Source organism: Streptomyces sp. VRA16 Mangrove soil, from assembly GCF_017377775.1.
Taxonomy (GTDB): Bacteria; Actinomycetota; Actinomycetes; order Streptomycetales; family Streptomycetaceae; genus Streptomyces.
In genome coordinates, this window is sequence record NZ_JAFVLN010000013.1 from 211,062 (window position 1) to 224,080 (window position 13,019).

Annotated in this window: 11 protein-coding genes; 3 read left to right on the top strand and 8 right to left on the bottom strand. The window is 69.0% G+C overall.

Annotation, left to right across the window (positions count from 1 at the left end; translation table 11 throughout):
• Positions 1-39: 39 nt before the first annotated feature.
• The 5 genes from J3486_RS30720 to J3486_RS30740 form a co-directional block, all read right to left on the bottom strand.
• Entirely contained in the window at positions 40-687 is a 648-nt protein-coding gene (locus J3486_RS30720) for a dihydrofolate reductase family protein (protein ID WP_207826158.1), read from the bottom strand.
• Between the two features lie 306 nt (positions 688-993).
• On the bottom strand, positions 994-3,711 hold the full coding sequence (gene acnA / locus J3486_RS30725) for an aconitate hydratase AcnA (RefSeq protein ID WP_307805002.1): 2,718 nt from the start codon (positions 3,709-3,711) through the stop codon (positions 994-996).
• Positions 3,712-3,947: 236 nt separating this feature from the next.
• Positions 3,948-4,607 carry a hypothetical protein gene (locus J3486_RS30730; RefSeq protein ID WP_229378856.1) on the bottom strand — a complete coding sequence of 220 codons (660 nt, stop codon included), beginning with the start codon at positions 4,605-4,607 and terminating at the stop codon, positions 3,948-3,950.
• A 23-nt stretch (positions 4,608-4,630) separates the two neighbouring features.
• Positions 4,631-6,973, bottom strand: coding sequence for a hypothetical protein (locus J3486_RS30735; RefSeq protein ID WP_207826163.1), 2,343 nt, complete (start codon positions 6,971-6,973; stop codon positions 4,631-4,633).
• Positions 6,974-7,001: 28 nt separating this feature from the next.
• The gene (locus J3486_RS30740; RefSeq protein WP_207826165.1) at positions 7,002-7,430 is read right to left on the bottom strand and encodes a hypothetical protein; all 429 of its coding nucleotides are present in this window, start codon (positions 7,428-7,430) and stop codon (positions 7,002-7,004) included.
• Positions 7,431-7,586: 156 nt separating this feature from the next.
• Here J3486_RS30740 and J3486_RS30745 point away from each other — a divergent pair, with 156 nt between their 5' ends.
• The 3 genes from J3486_RS30745 to J3486_RS30755 all read left to right on the top strand — a co-directional run bounded on the left by J3486_RS30745 (position 7,587) and on the right by J3486_RS30755 (position 10,201).
• Positions 7,587-8,342 carry an MBL fold metallo-hydrolase gene (locus J3486_RS30745; RefSeq protein ID WP_207826167.1) on the top strand — a complete coding sequence of 252 codons (756 nt, stop codon included), beginning with the start codon at positions 7,587-7,589 and terminating at the stop codon, positions 8,340-8,342.
• Between the two features lie 53 nt (positions 8,343-8,395).
• On the top strand, positions 8,396-8,611 hold the full coding sequence (locus tag J3486_RS30750) for a DUF4236 domain-containing protein (RefSeq protein WP_207826169.1): 216 nt from the start codon (positions 8,396-8,398) through the stop codon (positions 8,609-8,611).
• A 63-nt stretch (positions 8,612-8,674) separates the two neighbouring features.
• Positions 8,675-10,201, top strand: coding sequence for a UDP-N-acetylglucosamine 1-carboxyvinyltransferase (locus tag J3486_RS30755; RefSeq protein ID WP_207826170.1), 1,527 nt, complete (start codon positions 8,675-8,677; stop codon positions 10,199-10,201).
• Between the two features lie 49 nt (positions 10,202-10,250).
• On the opposite strand, the gene J3486_RS30760 is transcribed toward J3486_RS30755, so the two are convergent.
• From J3486_RS30760 to J3486_RS30770, 3 genes are all read right to left on the bottom strand, one after another.
• Positions 10,251-11,387: a hypothetical protein gene (locus J3486_RS30760; RefSeq protein ID WP_229378857.1), complete on the bottom strand. Its 1,137-nt coding sequence runs from the start codon at positions 11,385-11,387 to the stop codon at positions 10,251-10,253.
• Positions 11,388-11,583: 196 nt separating this feature from the next.
• Entirely contained in the window at positions 11,584-12,312 is a 729-nt protein-coding gene (locus J3486_RS30765; RefSeq protein WP_207826172.1) for a cysteine hydrolase family protein, read from the bottom strand.
• Positions 12,312-12,896, bottom strand: coding sequence for an isochorismatase family protein (locus J3486_RS30770; protein ID WP_207826174.1), 585 nt, complete (start codon positions 12,894-12,896; stop codon positions 12,312-12,314). Before J3486_RS30770 ends, J3486_RS30765 begins: the two co-directional genes overlap by 1 nt.
• Between the last annotated feature and the right edge of the window lie 123 nt (positions 12,897-13,019).

Consider the following 13,019-nt stretch of genomic DNA (forward strand, 5'->3'; position numbering starts at 1 on the left):
GCTCCCGCCCGCGCCCGGCCGCGCCTCCCGTGACGCTTCCTACTTGCGCCAGAACAAGTAGTGCGTGACCCCGCTCGCGCTCGGCACGACGTCCACGTGGAACCGGTCGCGCAGCTCGTCCGGCGACTCCCACAGCCGTGAGCCCGAGCCGAGCTTCACCCCCGGCGAGACCGCGACGTGCAGGGTGTCGACGAGGTCGGCGTCGAGGAACTCACGGATGACGTGCGCGCCGCCGCCGAGCCGTACGTCCTTGCCCTGGGCCGCCTCCTTGGCGCGGGCGAGGACCGTGGCCGGGTCGGCGTCCACGAAGTGGAAGGTGGTGTCCGAGAGCGTGATCGAGGGGCGGGTGTGGTGCGTCATGACGAACACCGGCGTACGGAACGGGGGTTCGTCGCCCCACCAGCCCTGCCAGTCGTGGTTCTCCCAGGGCCCCGTCTGCGGGCCGAACTTGCCGCGGCCCATGATCTCGGCGCCGATGTTGCGGGCGTAGTCCCGGGTCAGATAGTCGTCGAGGCCGCGGCTGCCGCCCGGGTCCGTCCGCATCGGCCAGCTCGCCGTGGCGCCGCACCAGGCGAACATCTCCCCCGGGTCGGCGTGTCCGAAGGGCCGCTCCAGGCTCTTCCCCTCACCGGCGCCGAAGCCGTCCCCTGAGACGTTGAAGTTCTGGACCCTCAGCAACTGCGTCACGGATTCCTCCTGAGATACGGGTACGGGTCTCGTGCATCCCAAGGAAGACTCTCGCCCGCGCGAGAACTCATCGGCGGGCAGGCGCGCCGGGTGCCGTACGGTCCCGTCGGCCCAGCAGTCGCAGCAGGTACGGCCCGCCGACGAGCGCGGTGAGCGCGCCGACCGGGATCTCCAGCGGGGGTCAGGACGCGGGAGGCGCGGGGGCCGGCCTGCTTTCGGCCGCGGCCTGCGGCCCGCGCCGCGCACGCGAAAGGGCCGCGCCCCGTGAAACCCGGGACGCGGCCCTCGACTGCCGTACCGGACCGCTTACTTGCGGATCAGGTTGCGCAGCACGTACTGCATGATGCCGCCGTTGCGGTAGTAGTCCGCCTCGCCGGGGGTGTCGATGCGGACGACCGCGTCGAACTCGACGCCGGTGTCCGTGGTGACCTTGACGGTGGCCGGGGTGCGGCCCTCGTTCAGCTCGGTCACGCCGGAGACCGAGAAGGTCTCCTCACCGGTCAGGCCGAGCGAGTCGGCCGACTGGCCCTCCGGGAACTGCAGCGGCAGGACGCCCATGCCGATGAGGTTCGAGCGGTGGATGCGCTCGTACGACTCGGTGATGACGGCCTTGACGCCGAGGAGCGCGGTGCCCTTGGCGGCCCAGTCGCGGGACGAGCCGGAGCCGTACTCCTTGCCGCCGAGGATGACCAGCGGAGTGCCCTGCGCCTGGTAGTTCTGCGAGGCGTCGTAGATGAACGACACCGGGGCGTCGGGCTGGGTGAAGTCGCGGGTGTAGCCGCCCTCGGTGCCCGGCGCGATCTGGTTGCGCAGGCGGATGTTGGCGAACGTGCCGCGGATCATGACCTCGTGGTTACCACGGCGCGAGCCGTAGGAGTTGAAGTCACGACGCTCGACACCGTGCTCCGACAGGTACTTGCCCGCCGGGGTGTCGGCCTTGATCGCACCGGCCGGGGAGATGTGGTCGGTGGTGACCGAGTCGCCGAGCTTGGCGAGGACCCGGGCGCCGGAGATGTCGGAGACCGGCTTCGGCTCCATCTCCATGCCCTCGAAGTACGGGGGCTTGCGGACGTAGGTCGACTCGGTGTCCCACTCGAAGGTGTTGCCGGTGGGGACCGAAAGGGCCTGCCACTGGGCGTCGCCGGCGAACACGTCCTCGTACGACTTCGCGAACATGTCCTCGCCGATGGCGTTGGCGACGACGTCGTTGACCTCGGCCTCCGACGGCCAGATGTCGGCCAGGTAGACGGGCTTGCCGTCCTGGTCGACGCCGAGGGCGTCCTTGGTGATGTCCACCTTCATCGAACCGGCGATGGCGTACGCGACGACCAGCGGCGGGGAGGCGAGGTAGTTCATCTTGACGTCGGGGTTGATGCGGCCCTCGAAGTTCCGGTTACCGGAGAGGACGGACGTCACGGCGAGGTCGTGGTCGTTGACGGCCTTCGAGACCTCCTCGGGCAGCGGGCCCGAGTTGCCGATGCAGGTGGTGCAGCCGTAGCCGACGAGGTTGAAGCCGACCTTGTCGAGGTACGGGGTCAGGCCCGACTTGTCGAAGTAGTCGGTGACGACCTTCGAGCCCGGGGCGAGCGTGGTCTTGACCCACGGCTTGCGGGTCAGGCCCTTCTCGACGGCCTTCTTCGCGACGAGGGCGGCGGCCACCATCACGTACGGGTTCGAGGTGTTGGTGCAGGACGTGATCGCGGCGACGGTGACGGCGCCGTGGTCGATCTCGTACGTCGAGCCGTCGGGGGCGGTCACGGTGACCGGGTTCGACGGGACACCGTTCGGGGAGACGGCCGGGGCGTCGGAGGCCGGGAAGGACTCCTTGCCCGCCTCGTCGTCGTCCGAGACGTAGTTGCGGACGTCGACGGCGAACTGCTGCGCGGCGTTCGCGAGGACGATGCGGTCCTGCGGGCGCTTCGGGCCGGCGATCGACGGGACGACCGTGGAGAGGTCGAGCTCCAGCTTCTCGGAGAAGTCGGGCTCGGCGGACGGGTCGAGCCAGAGGCCCTGCTCCTTGGCGTACGCCTCGACGAGCGCGACCTGCTGGGCGTCACGGCCGGTCAGACGCAGGTAGTTCAGGGTCTCGTCGTCGATCGGGAAGATCGCGGCGGTGGAGCCGAACTCCGGCGACATGTTGCCGATGGTGGCGCGGTTCGCGAGCGAGGTGGCGGCGACGCCCTCACCGTAGAACTCGACGAACTTGCCGACGACGCCGTGCTTGCGCAGCATCTCGGTGATCGTGAGCACCAGGTCGGTGGCGGTGGTGCCGGCCGGCAGCTCGCCGGTCAGCTTGAAGCCGACGACGCGCGGGATCAGCATGGAGACCGGCTGGCCGAGCATGGCGGCCTCGGCCTCGATGCCGCCGACGCCCCAGCCCAGGACGCCCAGGCCGTTGACCATCGTGGTGTGCGAGTCGGTGCCGACGAGGGTGTCGGGGTAGGCCTGGCCGTTACGGACCATGACCGTGCGGGCCAGCTTCTCGATGTTGACCTGGTGCACGATGCCGGTGCCCGGCGGGACGACCTTGAAGTCGTCGAACGCGGTCTGGCCCCAGCGCAGGAACTGGTAGCGCTCCTTGTTGCGGCCGTACTCCAGGTCCACGTTCTGCTTGAACGCGTCCGAGGTGCCGAACTTGTCGGCGATGACGGAGTGGTCGATGACCATCTCGGCCGGGGACAGCGGGTTGATCTTCGCCGGGTCGCCGCCGAGGGCCTTCACGGCCTCACGCATCGTGGCGAGGTCCACGACGCAGGGAACGCCGGTGAAGTCCTGCATGATCACGCGGGCCGGCGTGAACTGGATCTCCTGGGACGGCTGGGCCTGGGAGTCCCAGTTGCCGAGCGCACGGATGTGGTCGGCGGTGATGTTCGCGCCGTCCTCGGTGCGGAGCAGGTTCTCCAGCAGAACCTTCAGGCTGTAAGGGAGGCGGGCGGACCCCTCGACCTTGTCCAGCTTGAAGATCTCGTACGACTCGTCGCCCACGCGCAGCGTGCTGCGGGCGTCGAAGCTGTTCGCCGACACGACAGTCTCCTTCATATATGTGCGCGTACCACCGCATCCTGCCGGTACACCTCACGGCCCGATCCGCTAAGGTAAGGCTAAGTTAGGTAACCCTTACCGTCGGATCCGACGCGGTGCGCGGCTGCAGTGCGCCTCGGCAGATATCTCGATGTCGAGATAACTCTAGTACATCGACCGCCGGTGCCATCAAGCGGTTGCCGTTCCATCGTCGTACGACACCCCGGGGTGCACCAGCGCTACAGGGAGGGCGCCGCCTTCAGGCCGCCGTCGTCGACGCACTTGAGCTGCTTGGCCATGGCCAGGGAGAAGGAGTGGGCGAGGGTCACGTAGGCGCGCTTCAGCTGCTTCGGATCCGTGTCGGGCTCATGGAGCACGTCCGGGTTCTGGACATCGACGGTGATGTGGGCGGCCTCGGAGGAGGGCGCGTTCTTGGTACGGCAGGCGAAGGAGACGAAGGCGGCGTTGATCGCGCCACCGGCCTGCTCGCCCACCGGGAACAGGGTGTACTTCGAGGCGGGGGGCCCGTCCGGGGCGGTGTCCCACGTCCACCAGGTGAGGCGCAGCTCCCCGACGCGGGAATCGTCCGGCGAGTAGATCCGGCAGATGTCGCCCTTCGCTCTGGTCGTGGAGGCGGTCGTGCGGGACAGCTCCGCGGCGGCGGCCGCGACGGTCGCCTTCTTGCCGGAGTCCTCGAACCGGTCGGCTCCCGTGATCAGCTTGAGGGCCTTGCCCCCGTCCTCGGACACCGCGGCGCCGCCGCAGAGCTCCCGGGCCCCGACCGAGGCGTCGGGCTTCTTCTCGCCGTCGCCCGAGCCGCAGCCCGCGACGGCGAGCGCCAGAAGGCCGGCCACGAGCACACCGCGGACCCCGTGCGTCCTGGTGGGGGTGGTGATCATCAGAGTCCTGTGTCCTTCTGCGTTCAGCCCGTTTCCGGGTCGTTGCCCTGCTGGTTCTCGCGGTCGTTGCCGGTGGCGTAGCCGATCCGCATGGCTTCCTTGAGGTCCTGGCCGAGCTCGCTGTCGGAGGTCACGCCGTTGCGCTGCATGAACTCCTCCATCGGCGACTCCGCCAGGCTCTCGCCCGAGGAGTAGACCTTGGTCTTCTCCTCGCGTGTGAGCTCCTCGATCTTCTCCTTGTGCTCGTCGACCGAGTTGTCGGAGATGTCACCGACCATCTGCCCGATGCCCTGTTCCAGCGCGCCGCTGGCGGTGTCCGTGGCCAGCGGGATCAGGACCGCGGCGGTGCCCACCGCGGCCGTCGCGGGCAGGAAGGCCACGCCCGCCGCCACCCCGACGCCCGCCCCGAACTCGATCCAGCCGGCCCGCTTGGCGACCGCCTTCTCGTAGTCCTCGTGGGTCTTGAGGTTGGTGGCCTCGACCTGGTCCGCCCGGGACTGGTCGAGCATGCCCTGCACCTCGGCGCCGACGTGGACGGTCGACCTGGCCGCGCCCGCGTCGATCTTGCCGTCGGCGCCGACCTGTCCCTCCAGGACGCTGCGGCTGTAGACCTGCTCGGCGGCCGAGACGGTGGCGTAGGCGTCGGGGTGCTGGCCGAGGGAGCTGAGGAAGCCGCGGGCGACACTGCGTCCGTTGCCGTCGGTGGTGTCGGAGAAGTCCAGGTGCCCCTTGCCGTCGCCGCCCGGCGCGAAGGGGCTGTTCGGATCGTTCTTGTCGAGCGCCCAGTTGATGTCGTCGATGTACCCGGCGCCCATCGTGCCGAGGCTGTCGGACAGCGCCTCCTGCGTCTTGAGCAGGCCCGCGTCCGAGCCGTACTTCTCCATGACCTTCTGCATGACCGCGGCGTTGGCCTCGTCCTTGACCACATGGGCGTCCGGGTCCCCGGCGGGATAGCCGAGGGTCGCGGCCTCCAGTGCGTGACCCAGAGCGTCCGGCATGTGGTTGAGGGAGCCCTCCAGCTCCTTCTGGTCGAGGGAGTTGACGTCGCCGAAGCTCTCCCACTTGTCCGTGCCGAAGAAGTCGAGGTAGTTGTCGATCGCCGCGCCGTCGGCCTTGCCGAGGTCGGCCGTCGCACCCTTGTTGACCGTGCCGTCCTCGTTGTACGCGGTCGGCGGGTCGTTGAAGAAGTGCTTGGCCGCGTCCGGGCTGTTGCCGAGCGCCTCCAGCATCGCGGTCGTCGGGTCGTAGCCCGCCCCGTTGACCCCGGACGGGTTGAACGGGTTCTTGAACGGGCTGTTCACCACCTTGTTCCCGGCGAACATGTACGGGTCCTTCTGGTGCAGCTGCGCCACATGCTCCGCGATCGGGTTGAGGAACTGCTTGTCGTAGTTCCCGTACCGCATGATGCCGCCGAGCAGCTGGTAGCCGAACGGCCCGTTGGAGTCGTACTTGGCCAGCGGGATGCGCTCGGTGCCGAGCTTGCGCAGCTCCGGGCCCCACTTGTCGCTGAACTCCTTGTCGTGGGAGGCCGTCGCGAGGTTGAGGCCCAGGTTGCGCTGGAGTTCCTGGACGTCCTTGAGGCGCTCCTTGTCGACCTTCCCGTACTCGTACGTGTCGGTGGAGAGCTGGCCGAAGAAGGCGAGGGACTTCTCGGGGCCGAGCTTGTTGTAGAAGTCCTTCGCGAACTCCGGGGACTTGGCGTTGTCCGCGAGGAGTTCGTTGAGGGCCTGGAGCTCGGTGTGGGTGATGTCGCGGCCCTTGGCGGCCAGGGCGGCGGCCCGGTCGGCCTCCTCCTGGTCCATCTTCGTGTACTTCGGGGCGCTGAAGTCCTTGCTGTCGGTGACGTTGGCTTCGAGGGAGTTCTTGAAGGACACGTCGGTGTCGTTGCAGTTGTCGACGATGAGGTCGATCCTCTTCTGCCACGATTCGATGTTCTGCCGCTCCTGGTGCAGCAGGTCCGGGTAGTCCGGATCGTGGCGGGCCGCCGGCTGCTCCGACAGCGGATGGCGCGCGGTGACCTTGCCCCGGGCGTCCACGCTGATGCCGGCCGCGGGACCCTCGTGGTCGCGGATGTCGGTCAGGTCGTCCTTGGCCTTCTTGATGGCCTCGTAGCCCTCCTGAAGGATCAGCTTGACGCCCTTGGCCTCGGCTGCCGCGTCCGTGAACTCCTTGGCCGTCTTGCCGATGAACTCCTTGGTGACCTCCGCGTTCACGCCCGCCCAGTCGGCCGCGTTCGCCCGCGCCAGCATGCCCTTGTCGGCGTCCCCCGCCAGGGTGTCCAGCTTGCCCGCCATCTCGGCCCAGTCGTCGGCCGCGGCCTTCAGCTTGCCCACCGGCGCGTCGATGATGTCCTCGTACTTCAGCATGGTGAAGATCCCCCGCCAGGTGGTTCGGCTACTTCAGATACTCGGACAGCTTGGACACGGCGGCCAGGTCTCCCTGGACCTTCACCTCGTCCTTGGCGTGCTGGGCCTTGGAGTAGTCGAGGTGGTTGGAGATCTGCGCGCAGGCGTCGAGCAGCGTCTTGAGGTGGGTGTTCCACCGGTCGTGCACCTTGAGCAGCGCGGAACCGCAGGCGAACTCGCCGTTGGTCAGCGCGATCGCCGCGTCGAAGGTGGCGGGCCTGGCCAGGTCGCCCTCCTTGGAGAGCCGGGTGCGCAGTTCGTAGGCGTCGTTTCCGATCCGCCCCAGTTCGTCCCGGTTGACCACCAGGTCGGCGCCGCCTCCCCCGCCGCCCTCGGCGGGAACGCTGTTGAGCCGCATGGAGCCGCGGCGTTCCGCAGCCGCGTCCCGCAGCCCGGCCCATTCCTCGTCGAACGACATGAGTCCCACCTCACCGGCCGCCCCCGTCGGATCCTCGCGGCCACGAATGCTGCGTACGGTAACCGCTTCACTCATGACAACGTCAAGAGTTCGAAAAGATCGAACCAACGAACACCCCGCACATCCCCGCGCTGCGGGGTCCGATAGCGTCCGGCAATGACCAGTGACCTCCGTCTCACCGTCCTCGGCAGCGCCACGCCCTACCCCGCCGCGGACAACCCCTGCTCCGGATATCTCGTGACGGCGGGCGGCACCCGGCTGTGGGTGGACGCGGGCAGCGGGACGCTCGGCGCGCTGCAGCGGCACGCGCGACTCGACGAGGTCGACGCGATCTGGATCTCCCATCTGCACGCCGACCACACCGCGGACCTGCTCACCGCCTACTACGCCCTGCTGTACGCGGACATCCGGCTCGACGCGCCGCTCCCGCTGTACGGGCCGCCCGGCGTCGCGGACCGGCTCGCGGACTTCCTCACGCACGGCGAGCGGCGCAGTCCGGTGGAGCGGGCGTTCGAGGTGCGGGAGCTGACGGACGGACAGCGGGCGCGGGTGGGCGCGCTGGAGCTGACGTCGCGGGAGGTGGCGCACGGGATGCCCGCGTTCGCGCTGCGCGTGGAGCACGAGGGACGGTCGCTGACGTACTCGGGGGACAGCGCGCCGTGCGCCGCGCTCACCGAACTGGCCACCGGGTGCGGGACGCTGCTGTGCGAGGCCGACGGCGACGACGGCGAAGGGGTGCACCACTCGCCGGAGGAGGCCGGGGCGACGGCCACGGCCGCGGGTGCGCGGCGGCTGATCGTGACGCACGTGGGGCGGGCGGTCGGGCCCGGGGCCGCCGTGACCCGTGCGGCCACCGCGTTCGCGGGGCCGGTGGCGTACGCGGCGCCGGGCGCGGTGTTTCCCGTCGACTGAGCGGTGCGGCCGGCGCGTCGACTGATCGCGGGGTGCGCGGGTACCCGTACGCCATGCCTCTCACATTCCGCAAGAGCTTCAGGATCCTTCCCGGGGTACGCCTCAACATCAACCGGCGGTCCTGGTCGGTCACGACGGGCGGCGGGCGGCACGGGCCGCGGCACACGCACAGCAGCACCGGGCGCAGGACCACGTCGATGGACCTGCCCGGCCCGTTCGGCTGGCGGCGCACGCGCACCGCTCGCGCGGGGCGGCGCAGCAAGCGCTGACGCCCCGTCACCCGAGTGGACCCCCCAGAATGCGTCATCTCATATCTGAGATAATCTGCCCCTATGGCAGACGACTACCTCGTACGCATCGGCAAGCTCATCCGCGACGCCCGCCAGCACCGGGGCTGGACGCAGACCCAGCTTGCCGAGGCGCTCGGCACCAGCCAGAGCGCCGTCAACCGGATCGAGCGCGGCAACCAGAACATCAGCCTTGAGATGATCGCCCGGATCGGCGAGGCCCTCGACAGTGAGATCGTGTCCCTCGGGTACGCGGGTCCGATGCATCTGCGCGTGGTCGGCGGGCGCCGGCTGTCCGGCTCGATCGACGTCAAGACGAGCAAGAACGCGTGCGTGGCGCTGCTGTGCGCGTCGCTGCTGAACGACGGGCGCACGGTGCTGCGCCGCGTGGCCCGGATCGAAGAGGTCTACCGTCTCCTTGAGGTCCTCAACTCCATCGGTGTGCGCACCCGTTGGATCAATGACGGGGTCGACCTGGAGATCGTGCCGCCGGCCGATCTCGACATGGGCGCGATCGACGCGGAGGCGGCCCGCCGCACCCGCTCGATCATCATGTTCCTCGGTCCGCTGCTGCACCGCATGGACCGCTTCAAGCTGCCGTACGCGGGCGGTTGCGACCTCGGCACGCGCACGATCGAGCCGCACATGATCGCGCTGCGCCGGTTCGGCCTGGACATCGCCGCGACCGAGGGGCTCTACCACGCCGAGGTGGAGCGCATCTCCCCCGACCGCCCGATCGTGCTGACCGAGCGCGGCGACACGGTGACGGAGAACGCGCTGCTGGCCGCGGCCCGTCACGACGGCACGACGGTCATCCGCAACGCGTCCTCCAACTACATGGTCCAGGACCTGTGCTTCTTCCTGGAGGCGCTCGGCGTCAAGGTCGAGGGCATCGGCACCACGACGCTGACCGTGCACGGCCTCCCGCACATCGACGTCGACGTGGACTACTCGCCGTCCGAGGACCCGGTCGAGGCGATGAGCCTGCTCGCCGCCGCGGTGGTCACGGAGTCCGAACTCACCGTGAAGCGGGTGCCGATCGAGTTCCTGGAGATCGAGCTCGCCGTCCTGGAGGAGATGGGCCTCGACCACGACCGCTCGGCGGAGTACGTCGCGGACAACGGCCGCACGCGTCTGGTCGACCTCACGGTCCGCCCCTCCAAACTGGAGGCGCCGATCGACAAGATCCACCCGATGCCGTTCCCGGGCCTGAACATCGACAACGTCCCGTTCTTCGCGGCGATCGCGGCCTCGGCCCAGGGCAAGACCCTGATCCACGACTGGGTCTACGACAACCGCGCGATCTACCTGACGGACCTCAACCGCCTCGGCGGCCGCCTCCAGCTCCTCGACCCGCACCGGGTGCTGGTGGAGGGCCCGACGCGCTGGCGCGCGGCGGAGATGATGTGCCCGCCGGCCCTGCGCCCCGCGGTCGTCGTGCTGCTGGCGATGATGGCGGCCGAGGGCACGTCGGTGCTGCGCAACGTGTACGTCATCAACCGCGGTTACGAGGATCTGGCCGAGCGGCTCAACTCCGTGGGCGCGCAGATCGAGACGTTCCGCGACATCTGATCCGGCGGGACCGGGCGGCGGCCACCCCTGCGGTGGCCGCCGCCGTGCGTCAGTGGGCCACGGGGCAGGTCGCCGTGCCCGAGGCGACCGTGTTGTAGGACGGTGCGGACAGGGTCGTCACCGTGTTACTGCCGAGCTGGTTGAGGATCTCGTCGGAGAGCAGGTCCTGCTGGCCCTTGAGGGCGTCGGCGACCACCGTGTCCTTGGGGAACACCATCTCGGCGGCGACGTTGTCCTGCACGATGCGGGCGAGGTTGTCGAGGGCGGTGAAGACCGGGTCGGCCGGCGGCTCCAGGCCGGGCAGGTCGATCAGGTGGGTGGCGACCTTCGCCGCGTTCATGCAGTCCTTGAGGATGATGGTGTTCTGGTTGAGCACGCTGGTCGTCCACTGCGAGATCACCACGCAGTACAGATCGGCCCACGCCACCTCGCCGACCTTGGCGCGCCAGGTCTTCATGATCTGCTGCACGCCCGCGATCTGGGCCTTCGAGGCATGCTCCATGTTGACGCGGATGTCGGGGTAGACGCTGCCCGAGAAGTCCTCGAAGGACTTCATGTCGAAGTGCTCGGTCGCCACCGCGTTCTTGATGAAGGCGAGGCCCGCGTCGAGGATGTGGCCGCAGGACGTGGTCAGCTCGGCGGGGAGGTTCGCGGAGGCGAGGTTCCCGCGGGCCGTGCCGAGCTTGGCGGCGTAGGCGTTGAGGGGCTCGATCCATGCGGTGGACGTGTCGTCGTTGAACGCGACCATGACGAGGTCGTGCGGGTCGATGCGGTCGGCGTTCGGCAGGTTCGGGATCTTGTCCGCCAGATAGGAGGCGATCACCGAGAAGATGCCGAGCGGGACGTGAGCGATGGACTTGGCCAGCTCGAACGTCTGGGACACGGGGTTGGCCGACTCCTGGCCGTCCTTGGTCACGAGGGTGAAGCGGCCGCCCTTCGCGTCGTTCTGCACGACGACCACGGGCGACAGGTGTTTGATCAACTCGGCTTTCAGGGTGGCGTAGTTGGCGCGCATCCCGGCGTTCACGGCGAAGATCGAGTCGCGCGCCTGTTCCTGGGAGACCGCTTCCGCGGCCACGGTGCCCGCCGTCGAGGTGTCCGCGGCACTCGGAGTCGCCGAGTAGCCGATCAGGGCCGCGGTACCGATGCCGGTGGCGCTGCCGATAAACCCTCTGCGCGTAGCCATCTTCGTCTTCTCCATGAGGTTCTGGTGGGCTGTCTCTTGGGTGCTGGGGGGATCTGGTGCATGGGGGGAAACCTTTGGCTGGGGGGATCAACTGGGGGGATCAACTGGGTTGACCGGCGGGCGCGTTGGGGGCGCGCCCTTCGGCGGGGAGAGGGGCCCGGGCCTCTCTCCCCGCCGGGGGTTCACGGGCGGAGCGCTACTTGATGTCGCTCTGCTCGGGCACCACGACGCCGAAGCGGTCCTGGATGGTGGCCAGCGCGGCCTCGTGGACCTGCTGCGCCGGGATGCCGTTCGGGTTGCCGTTCACCGGGAGCGGGCGGGTCGCGGAGGCGTTGCCGACCACGGTCGGGTTGTAGCCGTGGTAGACCGCGCCCTCGGTGGTGAACAGGGTGCACATGTGCGTCATGAAGCCGGCGATGATGACGTTCTTGCGGCCGGTCTTCTTGAGTTCCTTGTCGAGGTTCGTCTCGTGGAAGCCGTTGGGGACGGCCTTTTCGACGACGGCCTCGCCCTGGGCGGGCTTGAGCGCCGGAATGATCTGTCCGGCCTTCGACGTGAGGTCGTAGCCCTTCTCCACGATGTGGATGACCGGGGTGTGCGCCTTGCGGGCACGCTCCAGGAGGGCCTTGGTCTCCTTCACCGCGGCACGCCAGCCGGTGAGCTCCATGGTGCCGCTGGTGTAGACGTTCTGGTAGTCGACGAGGACCAGGGCGGCGTTCGACAGCTTCGCCGGGGTCTCGTCCGTCTTCATCAGCTGCCGGAGCGTCGTGGTGTCCTTCGCGTGATTCGGTTCCGCTGTGGGCGACGCCTTCTTGTCGTTCCGGTCGGTGCGCGTGGCGGCCTCGGAGCTGCCGCCGCACGCCGTCACGGTGGCGGCGAGCAGGGCGGCGGTGCCCAGGGCGACTGCGGTGCGGACCGGCTTCATCAGGAGATCTCCTTCTGGGACTCGACGACGACCCCGTACAGGTCGGCGATGGTGGCGAGGGCGCTGCGGTGCACCTGCTCGGCGGGCACGTCGGTGCCCGCGACCGGCAGCGAGCGGGTGGCGCAGGCGTCTGCGGCGACGGTCGGACGGTGGCCGCCGAGGAAGGCGCCCTGCGCGGTGAACGCGACGCACATGTGCGTCATCCAGCCCGCGATGACGACGTCCTGACCGCCGGGGATGTGCTCGGCGAGGTCGGTGTCGACGAACGCGTTCGGGACCTGCTTGACGACGACCGGCTCACCGTCGACCGGTGCGACCTTCGGGTGGATGCTGCCGATCTCGGCCCGGATGTCGTACGGCGTCCCCGGGCCGCCGTCGTTGATCACGTGCACGACCTTGGTGCCGGCCGCGCGGGCCCGCGCCAGCAGCTGCGCGGCGGCGTCGAGGGACTCCTGCCAGCCGTCGAGTTCCATGACGCCCTGGGTGTAGGTGTTCTGGAAGTCGATGAGGACCAGGGTCGAGCCGGCCAGCGTGGCGGGCGTCTGGTCGAAGCCGTTGAGCTCGCGCAGCGTGGTTCGGGACATGGGTGTACCGCCTTTGAGTCACGTGTGTCGTTCGCGTCCCGGAATTTCCGTCGGGCCGCGTCCGTAACGCTATGAGCCGGCTGTGATGTCGGCAATGACGTCTAACATGCAGATACCGACATG